We start from the raw sequence: 14,656 nt of genomic DNA, 5'->3' as shown, positions 1-14,656 counted from the left end.
CGGCACCCCGCATGCCGCGCCGACCACCCGAAAGCGAGAGCCCCGTGATCAAGCCCGACCTCGGCATCACCGTCCCCGACGAGCTCGGCTCGGTCCACTTCATCGGCATCGGCGGCTCGGGGATGAGCGGGATCGCGCGGCTGTTCCACCGCGCCGGTCACCGCGTCACCGGCTCCGACGTGCGCGAGTCGCACCCGATCGAGCAGCTCCGCGAGCTCGGCATCCCGGTCGCCATCGGGCACGACGCGGCGCACCTCGGCGACGCCGAGGCTGTCGTCGTCACGTCGGCGCTCTGGCCGGACAATCCCGAGTACCTGCTGGCGAAGGAGCGCGGCCTGCCCGTCCTGCACCGCTCGCAGGCGCTCGCCTGGCTCGTCCGCGGCAAGCGCCTCGTCGCCGTCGCCGGCGCACACGGGAAGACCACCTCGACCGGCATGATCGTCACCGGCCTGCTCGGTCTCGACGCCGACCCCAGCTTCGTCAACGGCGGGATCATCGAGGGCCTCGGCACCTCCTCCGCGGCCGGCTCCGGCGAGGTCTTCGTCGTCGAGGCCGACGAGTCGGACGGCAGCTTCCTGCTCTACGACACCGCGGTGTCGCTCGTCACCAACGTCGACCCCGACCACCTCGATCATTACGGCTCGCTCGAGGCGTTCGAGGAGGCGTTCGTCACCTTCACCTCGAGCGCGCGGGAGTTGGTGGTCATCTCCTCCGACGACCCCGGCGCCGTCAGCGTCACCCGCCGCATCGACGGACCGAAGGTCCTGACCTTCGGCGAGGCGGAGGGCTCGGACGTCCGCGTCGTCGACCTCGAGCTGGTCGGCCCGGTCGGCTTCACCGTCGAGTACGAGGGCCGCCGCTACACGACGCGACTGCGCATCCCGGGCCGCCACAACGCGATCAACGCGGCGGGCGCCTTCGCCGTGCTCGTCGGCCTCGGCTTCGAACCGGCTCCCGCCCTGGCGGCGATCTCCGAGTTCGGCGGCACGGAGCGCCGCTTCGAGCTGCACGGCGCCGTGCGCGGCGTGAGCGTCTACGACGACTACGCGCACCACCCCACCGAGGTCGCCGCCGCCCTCTCGGCCGCGAGGACCGTCGTCGGCTCCGGCCGGATCATCGCCGTGCACCAGCCGCACCTCTACAGCCGCACCCGGCTCTTCGCCCGCGAGTTCGCCGAGGCGCTGGAGACCTACGCCGACGAGACGATCGTCCTCGACGTCTACGGCGCGCGCGAGGACCCCGAGCCCGGCGTCACCGGCGCGCTGGTGAGCGAGAAGTTCGCCGACCCCTCGCACGTCTCGTTCCTCGCCGACTGGCAGGAGGCGTCCCGCCGCACCGCGGAGATCGCGCGCGAGGGCGACTTCGTGATCACCCTCGGCTGCGGCGACGTCTACCGGATCATCCCGCAGCTGCTCGAGTCGCTCGGCGCGAGCGAGGTCGCACCGGTCGCGCGATGAAGCGGCCGGACGGCGTGCGGCCGCCGAGCGGAGTGCGCTCAGCACCCGCTCGTCCGGCGGGCCCTCCGCCGGTGGAGCCGCGTCCGTCCACTGACGACGAGCACCCCACCGAGCCGATCCGGCTGACGACGCCGGCGTCGCTGCGGGTGCCGCCCGCTCCCCGGAGTGCGGCGGGGAAGCTGCAGGCCGAGCGGCTGAAGGCGGAGAAGGCGGCGGAGGCGGGGAGATCGGCGAAGGCCGCGAAGGCCGCACCTGAGAAGCTCGCACCTGAGAAGGTCGCACCTGGAAAGGTCGCACCTGGGAAGGCGAAGTCCGATAAGGCGGTACCCGCGAGTGCCGAGTCCACCACGGCCGAGTCGGAGAGGACTCCGCCCGAGACGGCGGCCGAGTCGCGGAGGACGCCGCTGTCCCGGCTCCGGGGACTCCCACTGCCCGGGTCGGAGGGCCGCGCGCTCGCGAAGGCGGCTCGGGAGCGCCGGCGCTTCGAGCGCGGCGAGGTCCGCCGCTTCACCAAGCGCGCGCGCCGCCGCCGCACCATCGCCCTGGTCACGGCCGGCTCGCTCGTCCTCCTCGCGCTGGTCGTCGCCGCGGCGGCCTACTCGCCGCTGATGGCCGTGAAGACGATCGAGATCACCGGCACCCAGCGCGTCAGCGCCCAGGACATCCAGGACTCGCTCGCCGACCAGGTCGGGGTGCCGCTCACGCTGGTGGACCGCGCCGCCGTCGGGCGGGTGCTCGGCAGCTACCCCCTGGTGCGCAGCTACTCCGTGCAGACGCGACCGCCGAGCACGCTGATCGTCAGCGTCGTCGAGCGGACCCCGGTCGGCGTGATCGCCGACGGCGCCGAGTTCGACCTCGTCGACCCGGCGGGCGTGGTGATCGAGACGGCGCCCGCCGCGCAGGAGGGCTACCCGCTGCTCAGCACGCCGACCGGCTCCGCCTCGGGAGCGGCGTTCCGCGCGACCGCACGGGTGCTGCTCACCCTGCCGGAGTCGCTCGAGAGCCAGGTCGCCTCGGCGGCCGCGACCACGGGGGACGACGTCTCCCTGACCCTCGCGGACGGCGCCGTCGTCTTCTGGGGCGGGTCGGACGACTCCGCGCTCAAGGCCGTCGTCCTGGAGAAGCTGATGGCGGCGACGGACCCCGCGGCGGTCGCCTCCTACGACGTCTCCTCGCCCGAGGCCGCCGTCGTCGCCCGGCGGTGAGCGGCGCGCCGGACGGATCCGCACGGCTCTTTTCCGATTGCGGGCGTGTCTGTCGCAGCGCGGCGCGCACTCCGCCTACCGTCGAGCCCACACCCCAAATGCATACTCAGCATAACTTTAAGCCTCAACTACAGGTTTAAGGTTCAGCCCGGAGGCCGGACACGTGACTTCAAACCAGAACTACCTCGCCGTGATCAAGGTCGTCGGCATCGGCGGTGGCGGCGTCAACGCCGTCAACCGCATGATCGAGCTCGGCCTCCGCGGCGTCGAGTTCATCGCGATCAACACCGACGCGCAGGCGCTGCTGCTCAGCGACGCGGACGTCAAGCTCGACGTCGGCCGCGAGCTGACCCGCGGACTCGGCGCCGGCGCCGACCCCGAGGTCGGCCGCCGCGCCGCCGAGGACCACGCGGAGGAGATCGAGGAGGTGCTCGCGGGCGCCGACATGGTCTTCGTCACCGCGGGCGAGGGCGGCGGCACCGGCACCGGCGGCGCGCCCGTCGTGGCGCGCATCGCGAAGTCGATCGGCGCGCTCACCATCGGTGTCGTCACGAAGCCCTTCGGCTTCGAGGGCCGCCGCCGCCAGACCCAGGCCGAGGCGGGTGTCGCGACCCTGAAGAACGAGGTCGACACCCTCATCGTCGTCCCGAACGACCGCCTGCTCGAGATCAGCGACCGCGGCATCTCGATGCTCGAGGCCTTCGCCACGGCCGACCAGGTGCTGCTCGCCGGTGTCCAGGGCATCACCGACCTGATCACCACCCCCGGTCTGATCAACCTCGACTTCGCCGACGTCAAGTCGGTCATGCAGGGCGCCGGCTCCGCGCTGATGGGCATCGGCTCGTCGCGCGGCGCGGACAGGGCGATCAAGGCGGCCGAGCTGGCCGTGGCATCGCCGCTGCTCGAGGCGAGCATCGACGGCGCGCACGGCGTGCTGCTCTCCATCCAGGGCGGATCGAACCTCGGCATCTTCGAGATCAACGACGCGGCGCGCCTGGTCCAGGAGGCCGTGCACCCCGAGGCGAACATCATCTTCGGCGCCGTGATCGACGACACCCTCGGCGACGAGGTGCGCGTCACCGTGATCGCGGCGGGCTTCGACGGCGGTGAGCCCGGCGCGACCGGTCCCGCGGCCGTCGCCGCGCCGCGCCCGCAGCAGAGCCTGCCCGCGGAGGCGTCGTCCGAGCCCGCCCCGGCCCCCGCCGCCGCTCCGTCGGCCGGGTCGATCTGGTCGAGCACCCCCGTCGCCGCGCCGGCTCCCGTCGCCGACCCGTCGTTCGACGACGACGAGAGCGACCTCGACATCCCCGACTTCCTCAAGTAGTCGCCGCCGTGGTGGATCGCGAGCTGGCCGAGCGCTGGGCGTCGGTGACCGAGCAGGTCGCCGACGCCGCCCGCTCGGCCGGTCGCGACCCGTCGGAGCTGACCACGATCGTCGTCACCAAGTACCACCCCGTCTCGCTCCTGCGCGACCTGCTCGAGCTCGGCGTCGCCGACTTCGGCGAGAACCGCCACCAGGAGGCGCAGGAGAAGTCGGCCGAGCTCGCCGGCACGGCCGCGCGCTGGCACTACATCGGCCAGCTGCAGAGCAAGAAGGCGCGCCAGGTGCGCCGCTACGCGAGCTCGATCCACTCGGTCGACCGGCTCGCTCTCGTCCCGCTGCTCGACGCCGGTGCGCCGGAGCCCGGTCAGGCCCCGCTCGACGTCTTCCTGCAGGTCAACCTCACCGACGACCCCGACCGCGGGGGAGCGGCCCCCGACGAGGTCGAGCCGCTCGCGGAGGCTCTCGCCGCCGCCCCCGGGCTCGCCCTGCGCGGCGTGATGGCCGTCGCTCCGCTCGGCGAGGAGCCCCGCCCGGCCTTCGCGCGGCTGCGCGCGATCTCGGAGCGGGTCCGCTCGATCGACCCCGGAGCGACCGGCATCTCCGCCGGCATGTCGAACGACTTCGCCGAGGCGATCGCCGAGGGTGCGACACACCTGCGAATCGGGTCGGCAATCACCGGCAATCGGCCCGCCCGCCCGTAGCCTCGTCGTGACCCAGCTGTGGGTGAGACGACAACACGGAGGACACTGATGGCCAACCCGCTGAAGAAGACGATGGTGTACCTCGGACTCGCCGACGAAGAGGTCGAGTACGAGCGTGCCGAGACCGTCGAGGCGGCCCCCGCGACAGCGCACCGCGCCCCGGTCTCCCCGGTCCAGCCGGTCCCGCCGGTCGAGCCGACCCCGCAGCAGCCCCGCGCGACGGTCACCCCGCTCCGCAAGCCCACCCCCCAGACCCCGAAGGCGACGGCACACGCTGAGATGAACGAGATCCTCACCGTCCACCCCAAGCAGTACCGCGACGCTCAGGTGATCGCGGAGAACTTCCGCGACGGCATCCCCGTCATCATCAACCTCTCGCAGATGAGCGACGCCGACGCGCGCCGCCTGATCGACTTCGCCAGCGGCCTCTCGCAGGGCCTCTACGGCCGCATCGAGCGCGTCACGAGCAAGGTGTTCCTCCTCTCCCCGTCGCACATCACGGTCGCGGGCGATTCGGCCTCCGCCGAGAGCGACGCCGACGCGTCGTTCTTCGCGAAGTCCTGATCCCGGGAGCCCTGTCGTTCGGTGAGCTCCGTCATCTCGCTCTTCGCGAGCGTCCTCTACTTCGCGCTCCTGCTGTACTTCTTCGCCATGTGGGCGCGGTTCGTCCTGGATCTCGTCCGGGTGATCCGCCGCGAATGGCGCCCCCGCGGCGTGGGACTCGTGGCGGCCGAGACCGTCTACACGGTCACGGATCCGCCGATCTCCTTCTTCCGCCGCGTGATCAAGCCGGTCTCGATCGGCCCGATCGCCCTCGACTTCGGCTGGAGCCTCACCATGCTCTGCGTCATCGTGGGCATGTACATCGCCACCTGGCTCCAGCGCGTCTGATGCCCGGCGGTGCACGGGTCGCCCGCGTCCCCTGTATCGTTGGCGTCGATCGGACGTGCTCCGCTGTGCCCGCACTGCGCCGCGCGCTCCCAGTTGCTAGCTTTAGTCGTTGCTAGCTCCAGCCGAACGTTCTTGAACGTGTACCTACTTGAAATCGAAGGTGGAAAGCCATGGCGCTCACTCCCGAAGATGTTGTCAACAAGCGGTTCCAGCCGACGAAGTTCCGCGAGGGATACGACCAGGACGAGGTCGACGACTTCCTCGACGAGGTCGTCGTGGAGCTCCGCCGCCTGAACCAGGAGAACGAGGAGCTGCGCCAGCGCCTCTCCTCCGGTGACTCGCGGCCGACGGACGCCCCCGTCGCGTCCACGTCGGCCCCCGCTCCCGTGGTCGACGAGGCCCCCGCTCCCGAGCCGGAGCCCGAGCCCGAGCCGGAGCCCACCCCGGCTCCCGCCCAGGCCGCTCCCGCCGCCTCGCAGTCGGCTCCGGTCGACGAGGCCGAGAGCTCCAGCGGACTCCTGCAGCTCGCGCGCCGTCTCCACGAGGAGCACGTCCGCGAGGGTGCCGACAAGCGCGACGCTCTCGTCGCCGAGGGCCGTGCCACCGCCGCGCGCATCGTCGCCGAGGCCGAGGCCAAGCAGCGTGCCCAGGTCGCGAAGCTCGAGGAGGAGCGCGCGACGGTCGAGCACCGCATCGACGAGCTCCGCACCTTCGAGCGCGAGTACCGCCAGAAGCTGAAGAGCTACATCGAGGGCCAGCTCCGCGACCTCGACACCCAGCCGGTGTCGGCCGAGTCGTCCTCGTTCCCCGGCTTTGGGGCGTAGCACCACCGCAGCGAACGTCAGGCCGAGGGTGCTCGTCACCCTCGGCCTCGTTGCGCTCGCGGTGTTCGCGATCGACCAGACCGCGAAGCACCTCGTCAGCACCCGACTCACGCTCGGTGAGGACGTGCACGTCCTCGGCGACGTGCTGATCCTGCACTACGTGAAGAACCCCGGAGCCGCGTTCTCGCTCGCGAGCGGCTCCACCTGGATCTTCTCGATCATCGCCGCGTGCGTGGTCGTCGCCGTGGTGTGGTTCTCCCGGCGCATCCGCTCGACGGCGTGGGCGCTGTTCTTCGGCCTGCTGCTCGGCGGCACGCTCGGCAACCTGTTCGACCGGCTCTTCCGCGAGCCGTCGTTCGGTCTCGGCCACGTGGTCGACTTCCTCTACACGCCGTGGCTGCTGCCGGCGATCTACAACGTCGCCGACATCGCGATCTGCACGGCGATGGGGCTCTTCGTGATCCTCAGCCTGCGCGGCGTGAACCTCGACGGTACGCGCTCCTCGCGGAAGGCCGAGCAGGCCGCCGCAGAGGACGGTCCGGACACCGACAGCACCGCGGCGATCGACTCCGAGCCGCGCGGCGGCGCCTGATGGTGCAGTCCCGCGCGCTGCCCGTCCCCGACGGACTCGCCGGCCTGCGCGCCGACGCGGCCGTCGGCAAGCTCCTCGGCTTCTCGCGCACCTTCGCCGCCGAGGTCATCGACGCCGGCGGTGTCACCGCCGACGGCCGGGTCCTCGACAAGAGCGACCGCGTCGCCGCGGGCGCCTGGCTGAGCGTCGAGTGGAGTCCCCGCGAGGAGCCGCGCATCGTCCCGATCGCGGTCCCCGACCTCGGCATCGTCCACGACGACGACGACATCGTGGTGATCGACAAGCCCGTCGGGGTGGCGGCGCACCCGGCCGTCGGCTGGGAGGGCCCGACCGTGCTCGGCGCCCTCGCCGCGGCCGGCTTCACCATCTCGACCTCCGGCGCCGCCGAGCGGGCGGGCATCGTGCACCGGCTCGACGCCGGCACGAGCGGCCTGATGGTGGTCGCGAAGTCCGAGCGCGCGTACACGCATCTCAAGCGCGCCTTCCACGACCGGCTGGTCGAGAAGATCTACCACGCCGTCGTGCAGGGGCACCCCGATCCGCTGACCGGCACGATCGACGCGCCGCTCGGACGCCACCCCTCCTCGGACTGGAAGTTCGCGATCCGCGCCGACGGCAAGCCCTCGGTCACGCACTACGAGACGATCGAGGCGTTCCCCTTCGCCTCGCTCCTCGAGATCCGGCTGGAGACCGGCCGGACGCACCAGATCCGCGTGCACATGGCGGCCCAGCGCCACCCCTGCGTGGGCGACGCGATGTACGGGGCCGACCCCACGCTCTCGAAGCGCCTGGGCCTCACCCGGCAGTGGCTGGACGCCGTGCGGCTGGCCTTCACCCACCCGGGCACGGGGGAGTGGGTGCAGTTCGAGGCGACCTACCCGGACGACCTCGCACACGCGCTGGACGTCCTCCGCGGGGAGTGACGCGGGTAGACTTTCGGTCTCCCTGCCCGCAGTCCGTCGGAGGCGCATCCTTTGCCGAGTAACGATTCCTTCGTCCACCTGCACGTGCACAGCGAGTACTCGATGCTCGACGGTGCCGCCCGGGTCAAGCCGCTGATCGACGCGGCGGTGGAGGAGGGCATGCCGGCGATCGCCGTCACCGACCACGGCAACGTGTTCGGCGCCTTCGACTTCTGGCGCACCGCGACGGCGGCGGGGATCAAGCCGATCATCGGCACCGAGGCGTACATCACCCCCGGCACGCACCGCTCGGACAAGACCCGGATCCGCTGGGGCGACGGCGGCGGCGACGACGTCTCCGGCTCGGGTGCCTACACCCACATGACGCTGCTGAGCTCGACGACGACCGGCATGCACAACCTCTTCCGGCTCTCCTCGCGCGCCTCGATCGAGGGCTACTACTTCAAGCCGCGGATGGACCGCGAGATCCTGGCCGAGCACTGCGAGGGCCTCATCGCGACCACCGGCTGCCCGAGCGGCGAGGTGCAGACGCGCCTGCGCCTCGGGCAGTACAAGGAGGCGCGCCAGGCGGCCGCGGACTACCGCGACATCTTCGGCAAGGAGAACTACTTCGCCGAGATCATGGACCACGGCCTCGAGATCGAGCGCCGTGTCATCGGCGACGTGATCCGGCTGGCGAAGGACCTCGATCTGCCGCTGGTCGCCACGAACGACCTGCACTACACCCACGCGCACGACGCCACCTCGCACGCGGCGCTGCTCTGCGTGCAGTCGGGCACCACGCTCGACGACCCCAAGCGCTTCAAGTTCGACGCGGACGAGTTCTACCTCAAGTCCCCGCGCGAGATGCGCCAAGTCTTCCGCGACCACCCGGAGGCCTGCGACAACACCCTGCTGATCGCCGAGCGCTGCGACGTGCAGTTCGACACCTCCGCGAACTACATGCCGCGTTTCCCCGTCCCCGAGGGCGAGACCGAGGACACCTGGTTCGTCAAGGAGGTCGAGGCCGGGCTGAACGAGCGCTACCCGGACGGGATCTCGCAGGAGGTGCGGGACCGCGCCGACTACGAGACCCGCGTCATCCTGCAGATGGGCTTCCCCGGCTACTTCCTCGTCGTCGCCGACTTCATCAACTGGTCCAAGCGCAACGGCATCCGCGTCGGCCCGGGCCGCGGCTCCGGTGCCGGCTCGATGGCCGCCTACGCGATGAAGATCACCGACCTCGACCCGCTGAAGCACGGCCTGATCTTCGAGCGCTTCCTCAACCCCGACCGCGTCTCGATGCCCGACTTCGACGTCGACTTCGACGACCGTCGCCGCGGCGAGGTCATCCGCTACGTCACCGACAAGTACGGCGACGAGCGCGTCGCCCAGATCGTCACCTACGGCACGATCAAGGCGAAGCAGGCGCTCAAGGACGCCTCGCGCGTGCTCGGCTTCCCGTTCGGAATGGGCGAGAAGCTCACCAAGGCGATGCCGCCCGCGATCATGGGCAAGGACATCCCGCTCACCGGGATCAACGACCCCGAGCACCCGCGCTACAAGGAGGCGCTCGACGTCCGGAACGTCATCGCGGAGGACCCGCAGGCGAAGCTCGTCTTCGAGACGGCCCTCGGCCTGGAGAACCTCAAGCGGCAGTGGGGCGTGCACGCGGCCGGCGTGATCATGTCGAGCGACCCGCTCAAGGACATCATCCCGATCATGAAGCGGGAGCAGGACGGCCAGATCGTCACGCAGTTCGACTACCCCGCCTGCGAGTCGCTCGGCCTGATCAAGATGGACTTCCTGGGGCTGCGGAACCTCACGATCATCGACGACGCGCTCGACAACATCCGTGCCAACCGCGGTCAGGACCTCGTCCTCGAGGACCTCGCGCTCGATGATCCGGCCGCCTACGAGCTGCTGGCACGCGGCGACACGCTCGGCGTCTTCCAGCTCGACGGCGGGCCGATGCGCGGTCTCCTGCGCCTGATGAAGCCCGACAACTTCGAGGACATCTCGGCGGTCCTCGCGCTCTACCGGCCGGGCCCGATGGGCGCCGACTCGCACACCAACTACGCGCTGCGGAAGAACGGCGTGCAGGAGATCACGCCGATCCACCCGGAGCTCGAGGAGCCGCTCGCCGAGGTGCTCGGCGGCACCTACGGGCTGATCGTCTACCAGGAGCAGGTGATGTCGATCGCGCAGAAGCTCGCGGGCTTCACGCTGGCGCAGGCAGACCTGCTCCGCCGCGCGATGGGCAAGAAGAAGAAGTCCGAGCTGGACAAGCAGTTCGAGGGCTTCTCCGGCGGCATGGCCGACAACGGCTACTCGATGGCCGCGGTGAAGACCCTCTGGGACATCCTGCTGCCCTTCTCCGACTACGCGTTCAACAAGGCGCACTCGGCCGCGTACGGCGTCATCTCCTACTGGACCGCCTACCTCAAGGCGCACTTCCCCGCGGAGTACATGGCCGCGCTGCTCACCAGCGTCGGCGACTCCAAGGACAAGATGGCCGCCTACCTCAACGAGTGCCGGCGGATGGGCATCAAGGTGCTGCCGCCGGACGTCAACGAGTCGATCGGCTTCTTCACCGCCGTGGGGCCCGACATCCGCTTCGGCCTCGGTGCCGTCCGCAACGTCGGGACCAACGTCGTCGAGGGCATCCGGGTCGCCCGGGAGGAGAAGGGGCGCTTCGAGTCGTTCCACGACTTCCTCCGCAAGGTGCCGCTCCCGGTCGCGAACAAGCGCACCATCGAGTCGCTGATCAAGGCGGGCGCGTTCGACTCGCTCGGCTCGACCCGGCGCGCGCTCGTCGAGGTTCACGAGGACGCGGTCGAGGCCGCCGTCGGCGAGAAGCGCAACGAGGCCAACGGCCAGGTCGGGTTCGACTTCGACAGCCTCTGGGACGAGCCGCAGGCCGCGATCCAGGTGCCGACCCGGCCGGAGTGGGCCAAGCGGGACAAGCTCGCCTTCGAGCGCGACATGCTCGGCCTCTACGTCTCCGACCACCCGCTCGCCGGGCTCGAGACGGAGCTGGCCAAGCACTACAGCACGACGATCGCCGACCTCCTGGTCTCGGAGTCGATCGGCGACGGCGAGACGGTGGTCGTCGCCGGACTCGTCACGAGCGTGCAGCACCGGATGGCGAAGGCCTCCGGCAACCAGTACGGGATGATCCAGGTCGAGGACTTCGGCGGCGAGATCACCTGCATGTTCATGGGCAAGGCGTACCAGGAGTTCGCTCCGGCGCTGACGAACGACTCCATCGTCGTCGTCCGCGGCCGCGTCAGCATGCGCGACGACGGCATGAACCTGCACGCGTTCAGCCTCTTCGCCCCCGAGATGAGCCAGGACGGCGACTCCGGGCCGCTGACCGTCTCGATGCCGGAGTCGCGCGCGACGACCGACACCGTCTCGCAGCTCAGCGACGTGCTCATCCGCCACTCCGGCCGCACCGAGGTCCGCCTGAAGCTGATCAAGGGCGACACCGCCCGCGTCTTCGAGGTCCCGTTCCCGGTCCGGATCACGCCGGACCTCTTCGGCGAGCTGAAGAGCCTGTTGGGTCCGAACTGCCTCTACTGAGACGCGCCGACGCGGCGCGCGCTGCACATGCTGGTCGAGCAGCCGCGCAGCGGCGTATCGAGACCTGGTGACCGGCGTGCGGGCGGTGGTGGATCTCGATACGCCCGCTGCGCGGGCTACTCGATCAGCATGAAGCGGGTGGGCCGCGTGCGCTGCCCATGCTGGTCGAGCAGCCGCGCAGCGGCGTATCCAGACCCGGCGACCGGTGCGGGGCGGCGTCTCGAGATCGCGCTCGGACGGCGCGGGAGGCGCCCGCGGGGGAGCGGCGCGAGCGCGGCCGGTAGGCTGGGGCGGCCATGATTCAGACTCTCGATCTTCGGGGGCGGCGTCCGTCCGCCGCCGAGCTCCTCGCCCTCGTTCCGCGCAATCCGGGCACGTCCGCCGCCGTCGGGCCCGTCGTCGCCGAGCTGATCGCCGACGTCCGCGCGCGCGGCGCCGAGGCGCTGCTCGAGCAGGCGGAGCGCCTCGACGGCATCCGCCCGCCGCACCTGCGCGTGCCCGCCGAGGACATCGCCGCGGCGGTCCGCGACCTCGATCCCGCGATCCGCGCGGCCCTCGAGGAAGCGATCACCCGCGTCCGCAAGGCCAGCGCGGCGCAGATCCCCCCGGCGCGCACCACGGTGCTCGACGACGGCGCCACCGTCACCCAGCGCTGGCAGCCCGTCGGCCGCGCCGGCCTCTACGTCCCCGGCGGCAAGGCCGTCTACCCCTCCAGCGTGATCATGAACGCCGTGCCCGCCCAGGTCGCCGGCGTCGGCTCCGTCGCGCTCGCCTCGCCGCCGCAGAAGGCGTTCGGCGGCTCCGTGCACCCGACGATCCTCGCCGCCGCCGGGCTCCTCGGCGTCGACGAGGTCTACGCCATGGGCGGCGCGGGAGCGGTCGCCGCCCTCGCCTACGGCGTCGACTCCCTCGGCCTCGACCCGGTCAGCATCATCACGGGCCCCGGCAACGTCTGGGTCACCACCGCCAAGCGCCAGGTGCTCGGCCAGGTCGGCATCGATTCCGAGGCCGGACCCACCGAGATCCTCGTCATCGCCGACTCCAGCGCCGACCCGCGCCTGATCGCCGCCGACCTGGTCAGCCAGGCCGAGCACGACGAGGCCGCCTCCGCCCTCCTCGTCACCGACGATCCGGCCCTCGCCGAGGCCGTCGGCCGCGAGATCGTCGAGCAGGCCGCGCGCACCCAGCACTCCGAGCGCGTCGGCATCGCCCTCTCCGGCCCGCAGTCGGCCCTCGTGATCGTCGACGACCTCGAGATCGCCTGCGCGTTCAGCGACGCCTACGGCCCCGAGCACCTCGAGCTGCACACCGTCGACCCCGAGGCCACCGCCGAGCGGATCCACGACGCCGGTGCCGTCTTCCTCGGCCCGACCACCCCGGTGAGCCTCGGCGACTACCTGGCCGGTTCCAACCACGTGCTGCCGACCCTCGGGCAGGCGCGCTTCTCCTCCGGTCTCGGCGCGCACACCTTCCTCCGCCCGCAGCAGCTCGTCTCCTACGACCGCGCCGCCCTGCAGCGGGTCGCCCCGCACATCCGCGCGCTGAGCGACGCCGAGGCGCTCCCCGCGCACGGCGACGCCGTCGACGCCCGCTTCGCCTGACCTCGAGAGGCACCCGAGATGTTCTGCCCCTTCTGCCGGCACCCCGACTCCCGCGTAATCGACTCGCGCACCAGCGACGACGGCCTCTCCATCCGCCGCCGCCGCCAGTGCCCGTCCTGCGGCCGCCGCTTCTCCACCACCGAGACGGCGAGCCTCGTCGTGATCAAGCGCAGTGGAGTCGTGGAGCCGTTCAGCCGCGAGAAGATCGTCAGCGGCGTCCGGAAGGCCTGCCAGGGCCGCCCGGTGACCGACACCGACCTCGCCGTGCTCGCCCAGCGGGTCGAGGAGAACCTCCGCTCCACCGGCGCCTCGCAGATCGACGCGAACGACATCGGGCTCGCCATCCTCGTCCCCCTCCGCGAGCTGGACGAGGTCGCCTACCTGCGCTTCGCGAGCGTCTACCAGGCGTTCGACTCCCTCGACGACTTCGAGTCGGCGATCGCCCTGCTGCGCGCCGAGCGCCCCGCCGCCCTGCACACCGCCGACGAGCTGTGAGGGCCGCCGTGTACCCTCTGCTGTTCTCCACCGTGCTCAAGCGCCTCGATCCCGAGCGGGCCCACCACCTCGCCTTCCCGGTGATCCAGGCGCTCGGCCCGGTCGCCCCGCTCGTCCGCCGGCTCACCGTGCCGCGCGCCGATCTCTCGGTCGAGGCGCTCGGCCTGCGCTTCCGGACGCCGTTCGGCGTGGCCGCCGGCTTCGACAAGGACGCGACCGCCGTGCTCGGTCTCGGCGCGCTCGGCTTCGGCCACGTCGAGGTGGGCACGCTGACCGCCCGCGCCCAGCCCGGCAACGACCGCCCGCGGCTCTTCCGGCTGATCGCCGACCGCGCGCTGATCAACCGGATGGGCTTCAACAACCACGGCGCCCGCGCGGCGGCCGGTCGCCTCGCCCGCCTGCGCAGCGCCCGGGGCCGCCCCGTGATCGGCGTCAACATCGGCAAGAGCCGGGTGGTCGACGTCGACGATGCCGTCGAGGACTACCTGGTCAGCGCCCGGATGCTCGCGCCGCTCGCCGACTACCTGGTCGTCAACGTCAGCTCGCCGAACACCCCGGGCCTGCGCGGCCTGCAGGAGATCGACAAGCTCGAGCCGCTGCTCGCCGCGGTCGCCGAGGCGGCGGACACGACGCCGCTGCTGGTCAAGATCGCGCCGGACCTCTCGGACGAGGAGGTCGTCCGCGTCGCCGAGCTCGCGGTGCGCCTCGGCCTCGCCGGTGTCATCGCCACGAACACCACCCTGTCCCGCGAGGGCCTGCGCACCGACCGCGCCGTCATCGAGCGTGCGGGAGCGGGCGGGCTCTCCGGCGCTCCGCTCGCCGCGCGCGCGCTCGAGGTGCTGCGGGTCATCCGCGGTGTCGTCCCCGCGGAGTTCTGCGTGATCTCCGTCGGGGGAGTGGACACAGCGGAGGACGTGCAGGAACGGCTCGAGGCCGGCGCGACGCTGGTGCAGGGCTACTCGGCGTTCGTCTTCCGTGGCCCGCTCTGGGGCCGTCAGATCAACCGCGGGCTCGCCAGGCTGCGTGCCGCGTAGTCCGACACCGCCGGGACCGGTCCGGCCTCTGCCGGCCCGGTTCGT

General features: G+C 71.5%; 13 protein-coding genes. All 13 read left to right on the top strand.

The genetic code is table 11. The features are described 5' to 3' along the window. Positions 1 to 44 precede the first annotated feature (44 nt). Positions 45 to 1,457: a UDP-N-acetylmuramate--L-alanine ligase gene (gene murC, locus EDF35_RS13110; protein WP_123732998.1), complete on the top strand. Its 1,413-nt coding sequence runs from the start codon at positions 45 to 47 to the stop codon at positions 1,455 to 1,457. A 71-nt stretch (positions 1,458 to 1,528) separates the two neighbouring features. After that, a complete protein-coding gene (locus EDF35_RS13105; protein ID WP_166674100.1) occupies positions 1,529 to 2,662 on the top strand; it encodes an FtsQ-type POTRA domain-containing protein in 1,134 nt (377 codons plus the stop codon). Positions 2,663 to 2,825: 163 nt separating this feature from the next. Further along, positions 2,826 to 3,986, top strand: coding sequence for a cell division protein FtsZ (ftsZ, locus tag EDF35_RS13100; protein ID WP_123733000.1), 1,161 nt, complete (start codon positions 2,826 to 2,828; stop codon positions 3,984 to 3,986). Positions 3,987 to 3,994: 8 nt separating this feature from the next. After that, entirely contained in the window at positions 3,995 to 4,687 is a 693-nt protein-coding gene (locus tag EDF35_RS13095) for a YggS family pyridoxal phosphate-dependent enzyme (RefSeq protein WP_243839953.1), read from the top strand. A gap of 48 nt (positions 4,688 to 4,735) precedes the next feature. Next, entirely contained in the window at positions 4,736 to 5,251 is a 516-nt protein-coding gene (gene sepF / locus EDF35_RS13090; RefSeq protein ID WP_123446142.1) for a cell division protein SepF, read from the top strand. A 21-nt stretch (positions 5,252 to 5,272) separates the two neighbouring features. After that, positions 5,273 to 5,578, top strand: coding sequence for a YggT family protein (locus tag EDF35_RS13085; protein ID WP_260300677.1), 306 nt, complete (start codon positions 5,273 to 5,275; stop codon positions 5,576 to 5,578). 170 nt (positions 5,579 to 5,748) lie between these two features. After that, positions 5,749 to 6,402 carry a DivIVA domain-containing protein gene (locus tag EDF35_RS13080; RefSeq protein ID WP_133962605.1) on the top strand — a complete coding sequence of 218 codons (654 nt, stop codon included), beginning with the start codon at positions 5,749 to 5,751 and terminating at the stop codon, positions 6,400 to 6,402. Between the two features lie 28 nt (positions 6,403 to 6,430). Continuing rightward, positions 6,431 to 6,994 (top strand): signal peptidase II, encoded by a 564-nt coding sequence (lspA, locus tag EDF35_RS13075; RefSeq protein WP_133962604.1) that lies wholly within the window; start codon positions 6,431 to 6,433, stop codon positions 6,992 to 6,994. A gap of 2 nt (positions 6,995 to 6,996) precedes the next feature. Next, positions 6,997 to 7,917 (top strand): RluA family pseudouridine synthase, encoded by a 921-nt coding sequence (locus EDF35_RS13070; RefSeq protein WP_123733325.1) that lies wholly within the window; start codon positions 6,997 to 6,999, stop codon positions 7,915 to 7,917. Positions 7,918 to 7,968: 51 nt separating this feature from the next. After that, positions 7,969 to 11,481 carry a DNA polymerase III subunit alpha gene (gene dnaE / locus EDF35_RS13065; RefSeq protein WP_133962603.1) on the top strand — a complete coding sequence of 1,171 codons (3,513 nt, stop codon included), beginning with the start codon at positions 7,969 to 7,971 and terminating at the stop codon, positions 11,479 to 11,481. A gap of 296 nt (positions 11,482 to 11,777) precedes the next feature. Continuing rightward, positions 11,778 to 13,082 (top strand): histidinol dehydrogenase, encoded by a 1,305-nt coding sequence (gene hisD / locus EDF35_RS13060; RefSeq protein ID WP_133962602.1) that lies wholly within the window; start codon positions 11,778 to 11,780, stop codon positions 13,080 to 13,082. A gap of 18 nt (positions 13,083 to 13,100) precedes the next feature. After that, complete coding sequence (gene nrdR / locus EDF35_RS13055; RefSeq protein ID WP_123446147.1) at positions 13,101 to 13,577, top strand: transcriptional regulator NrdR; 477 nt, start codon at positions 13,101 to 13,103, stop codon at positions 13,575 to 13,577. An 8-nt stretch (positions 13,578 to 13,585) separates the two neighbouring features. Beyond that, positions 13,586 to 14,611 (top strand): quinone-dependent dihydroorotate dehydrogenase, encoded by a 1,026-nt coding sequence (locus tag EDF35_RS13050; RefSeq protein ID WP_133962601.1) that lies wholly within the window; start codon positions 13,586 to 13,588, stop codon positions 14,609 to 14,611. The last annotated feature ends 45 nt before the right edge of the window (positions 14,612 to 14,656 follow it).

It is taken from the genome of Rathayibacter sp. PhB151, assembly GCF_004366415.1.
Lineage (GTDB): Bacteria > Actinomycetota > Actinomycetes > Actinomycetales > Microbacteriaceae > Rathayibacter > Rathayibacter festucae.
The sequence above is the reverse complement of the archived record's forward strand: the minus strand, read 5'-3'. Positions and strand labels throughout refer to the sequence as shown.

Bases quoted from the DNA above. Each gene is read 5' to 3' on its own strand.
- EDF35_RS13080 (WP_133962605.1), top strand. From the start codon at position 5,749: ATGGCGCTCACTCCCGAAGATGTTGTCAACAAGCGGTTCCAGCCGACG.
- hisD (WP_133962602.1), top strand. From the start codon at position 11,778: ATGATTCAGACTCTCGATCTTCGGGGGCGGCGTCCGTCCGCCGCCGAG.
- nrdR (WP_123446147.1), top strand. From the start codon at position 13,101: ATGTTCTGCCCCTTCTGCCGGCACCCCGACTCCCGCGTAATCGACTCG.
- sepF (WP_123446142.1), top strand. From the start codon at position 4,736: ATGGCCAACCCGCTGAAGAAGACGATGGTGTACCTCGGACTCGCCGAC.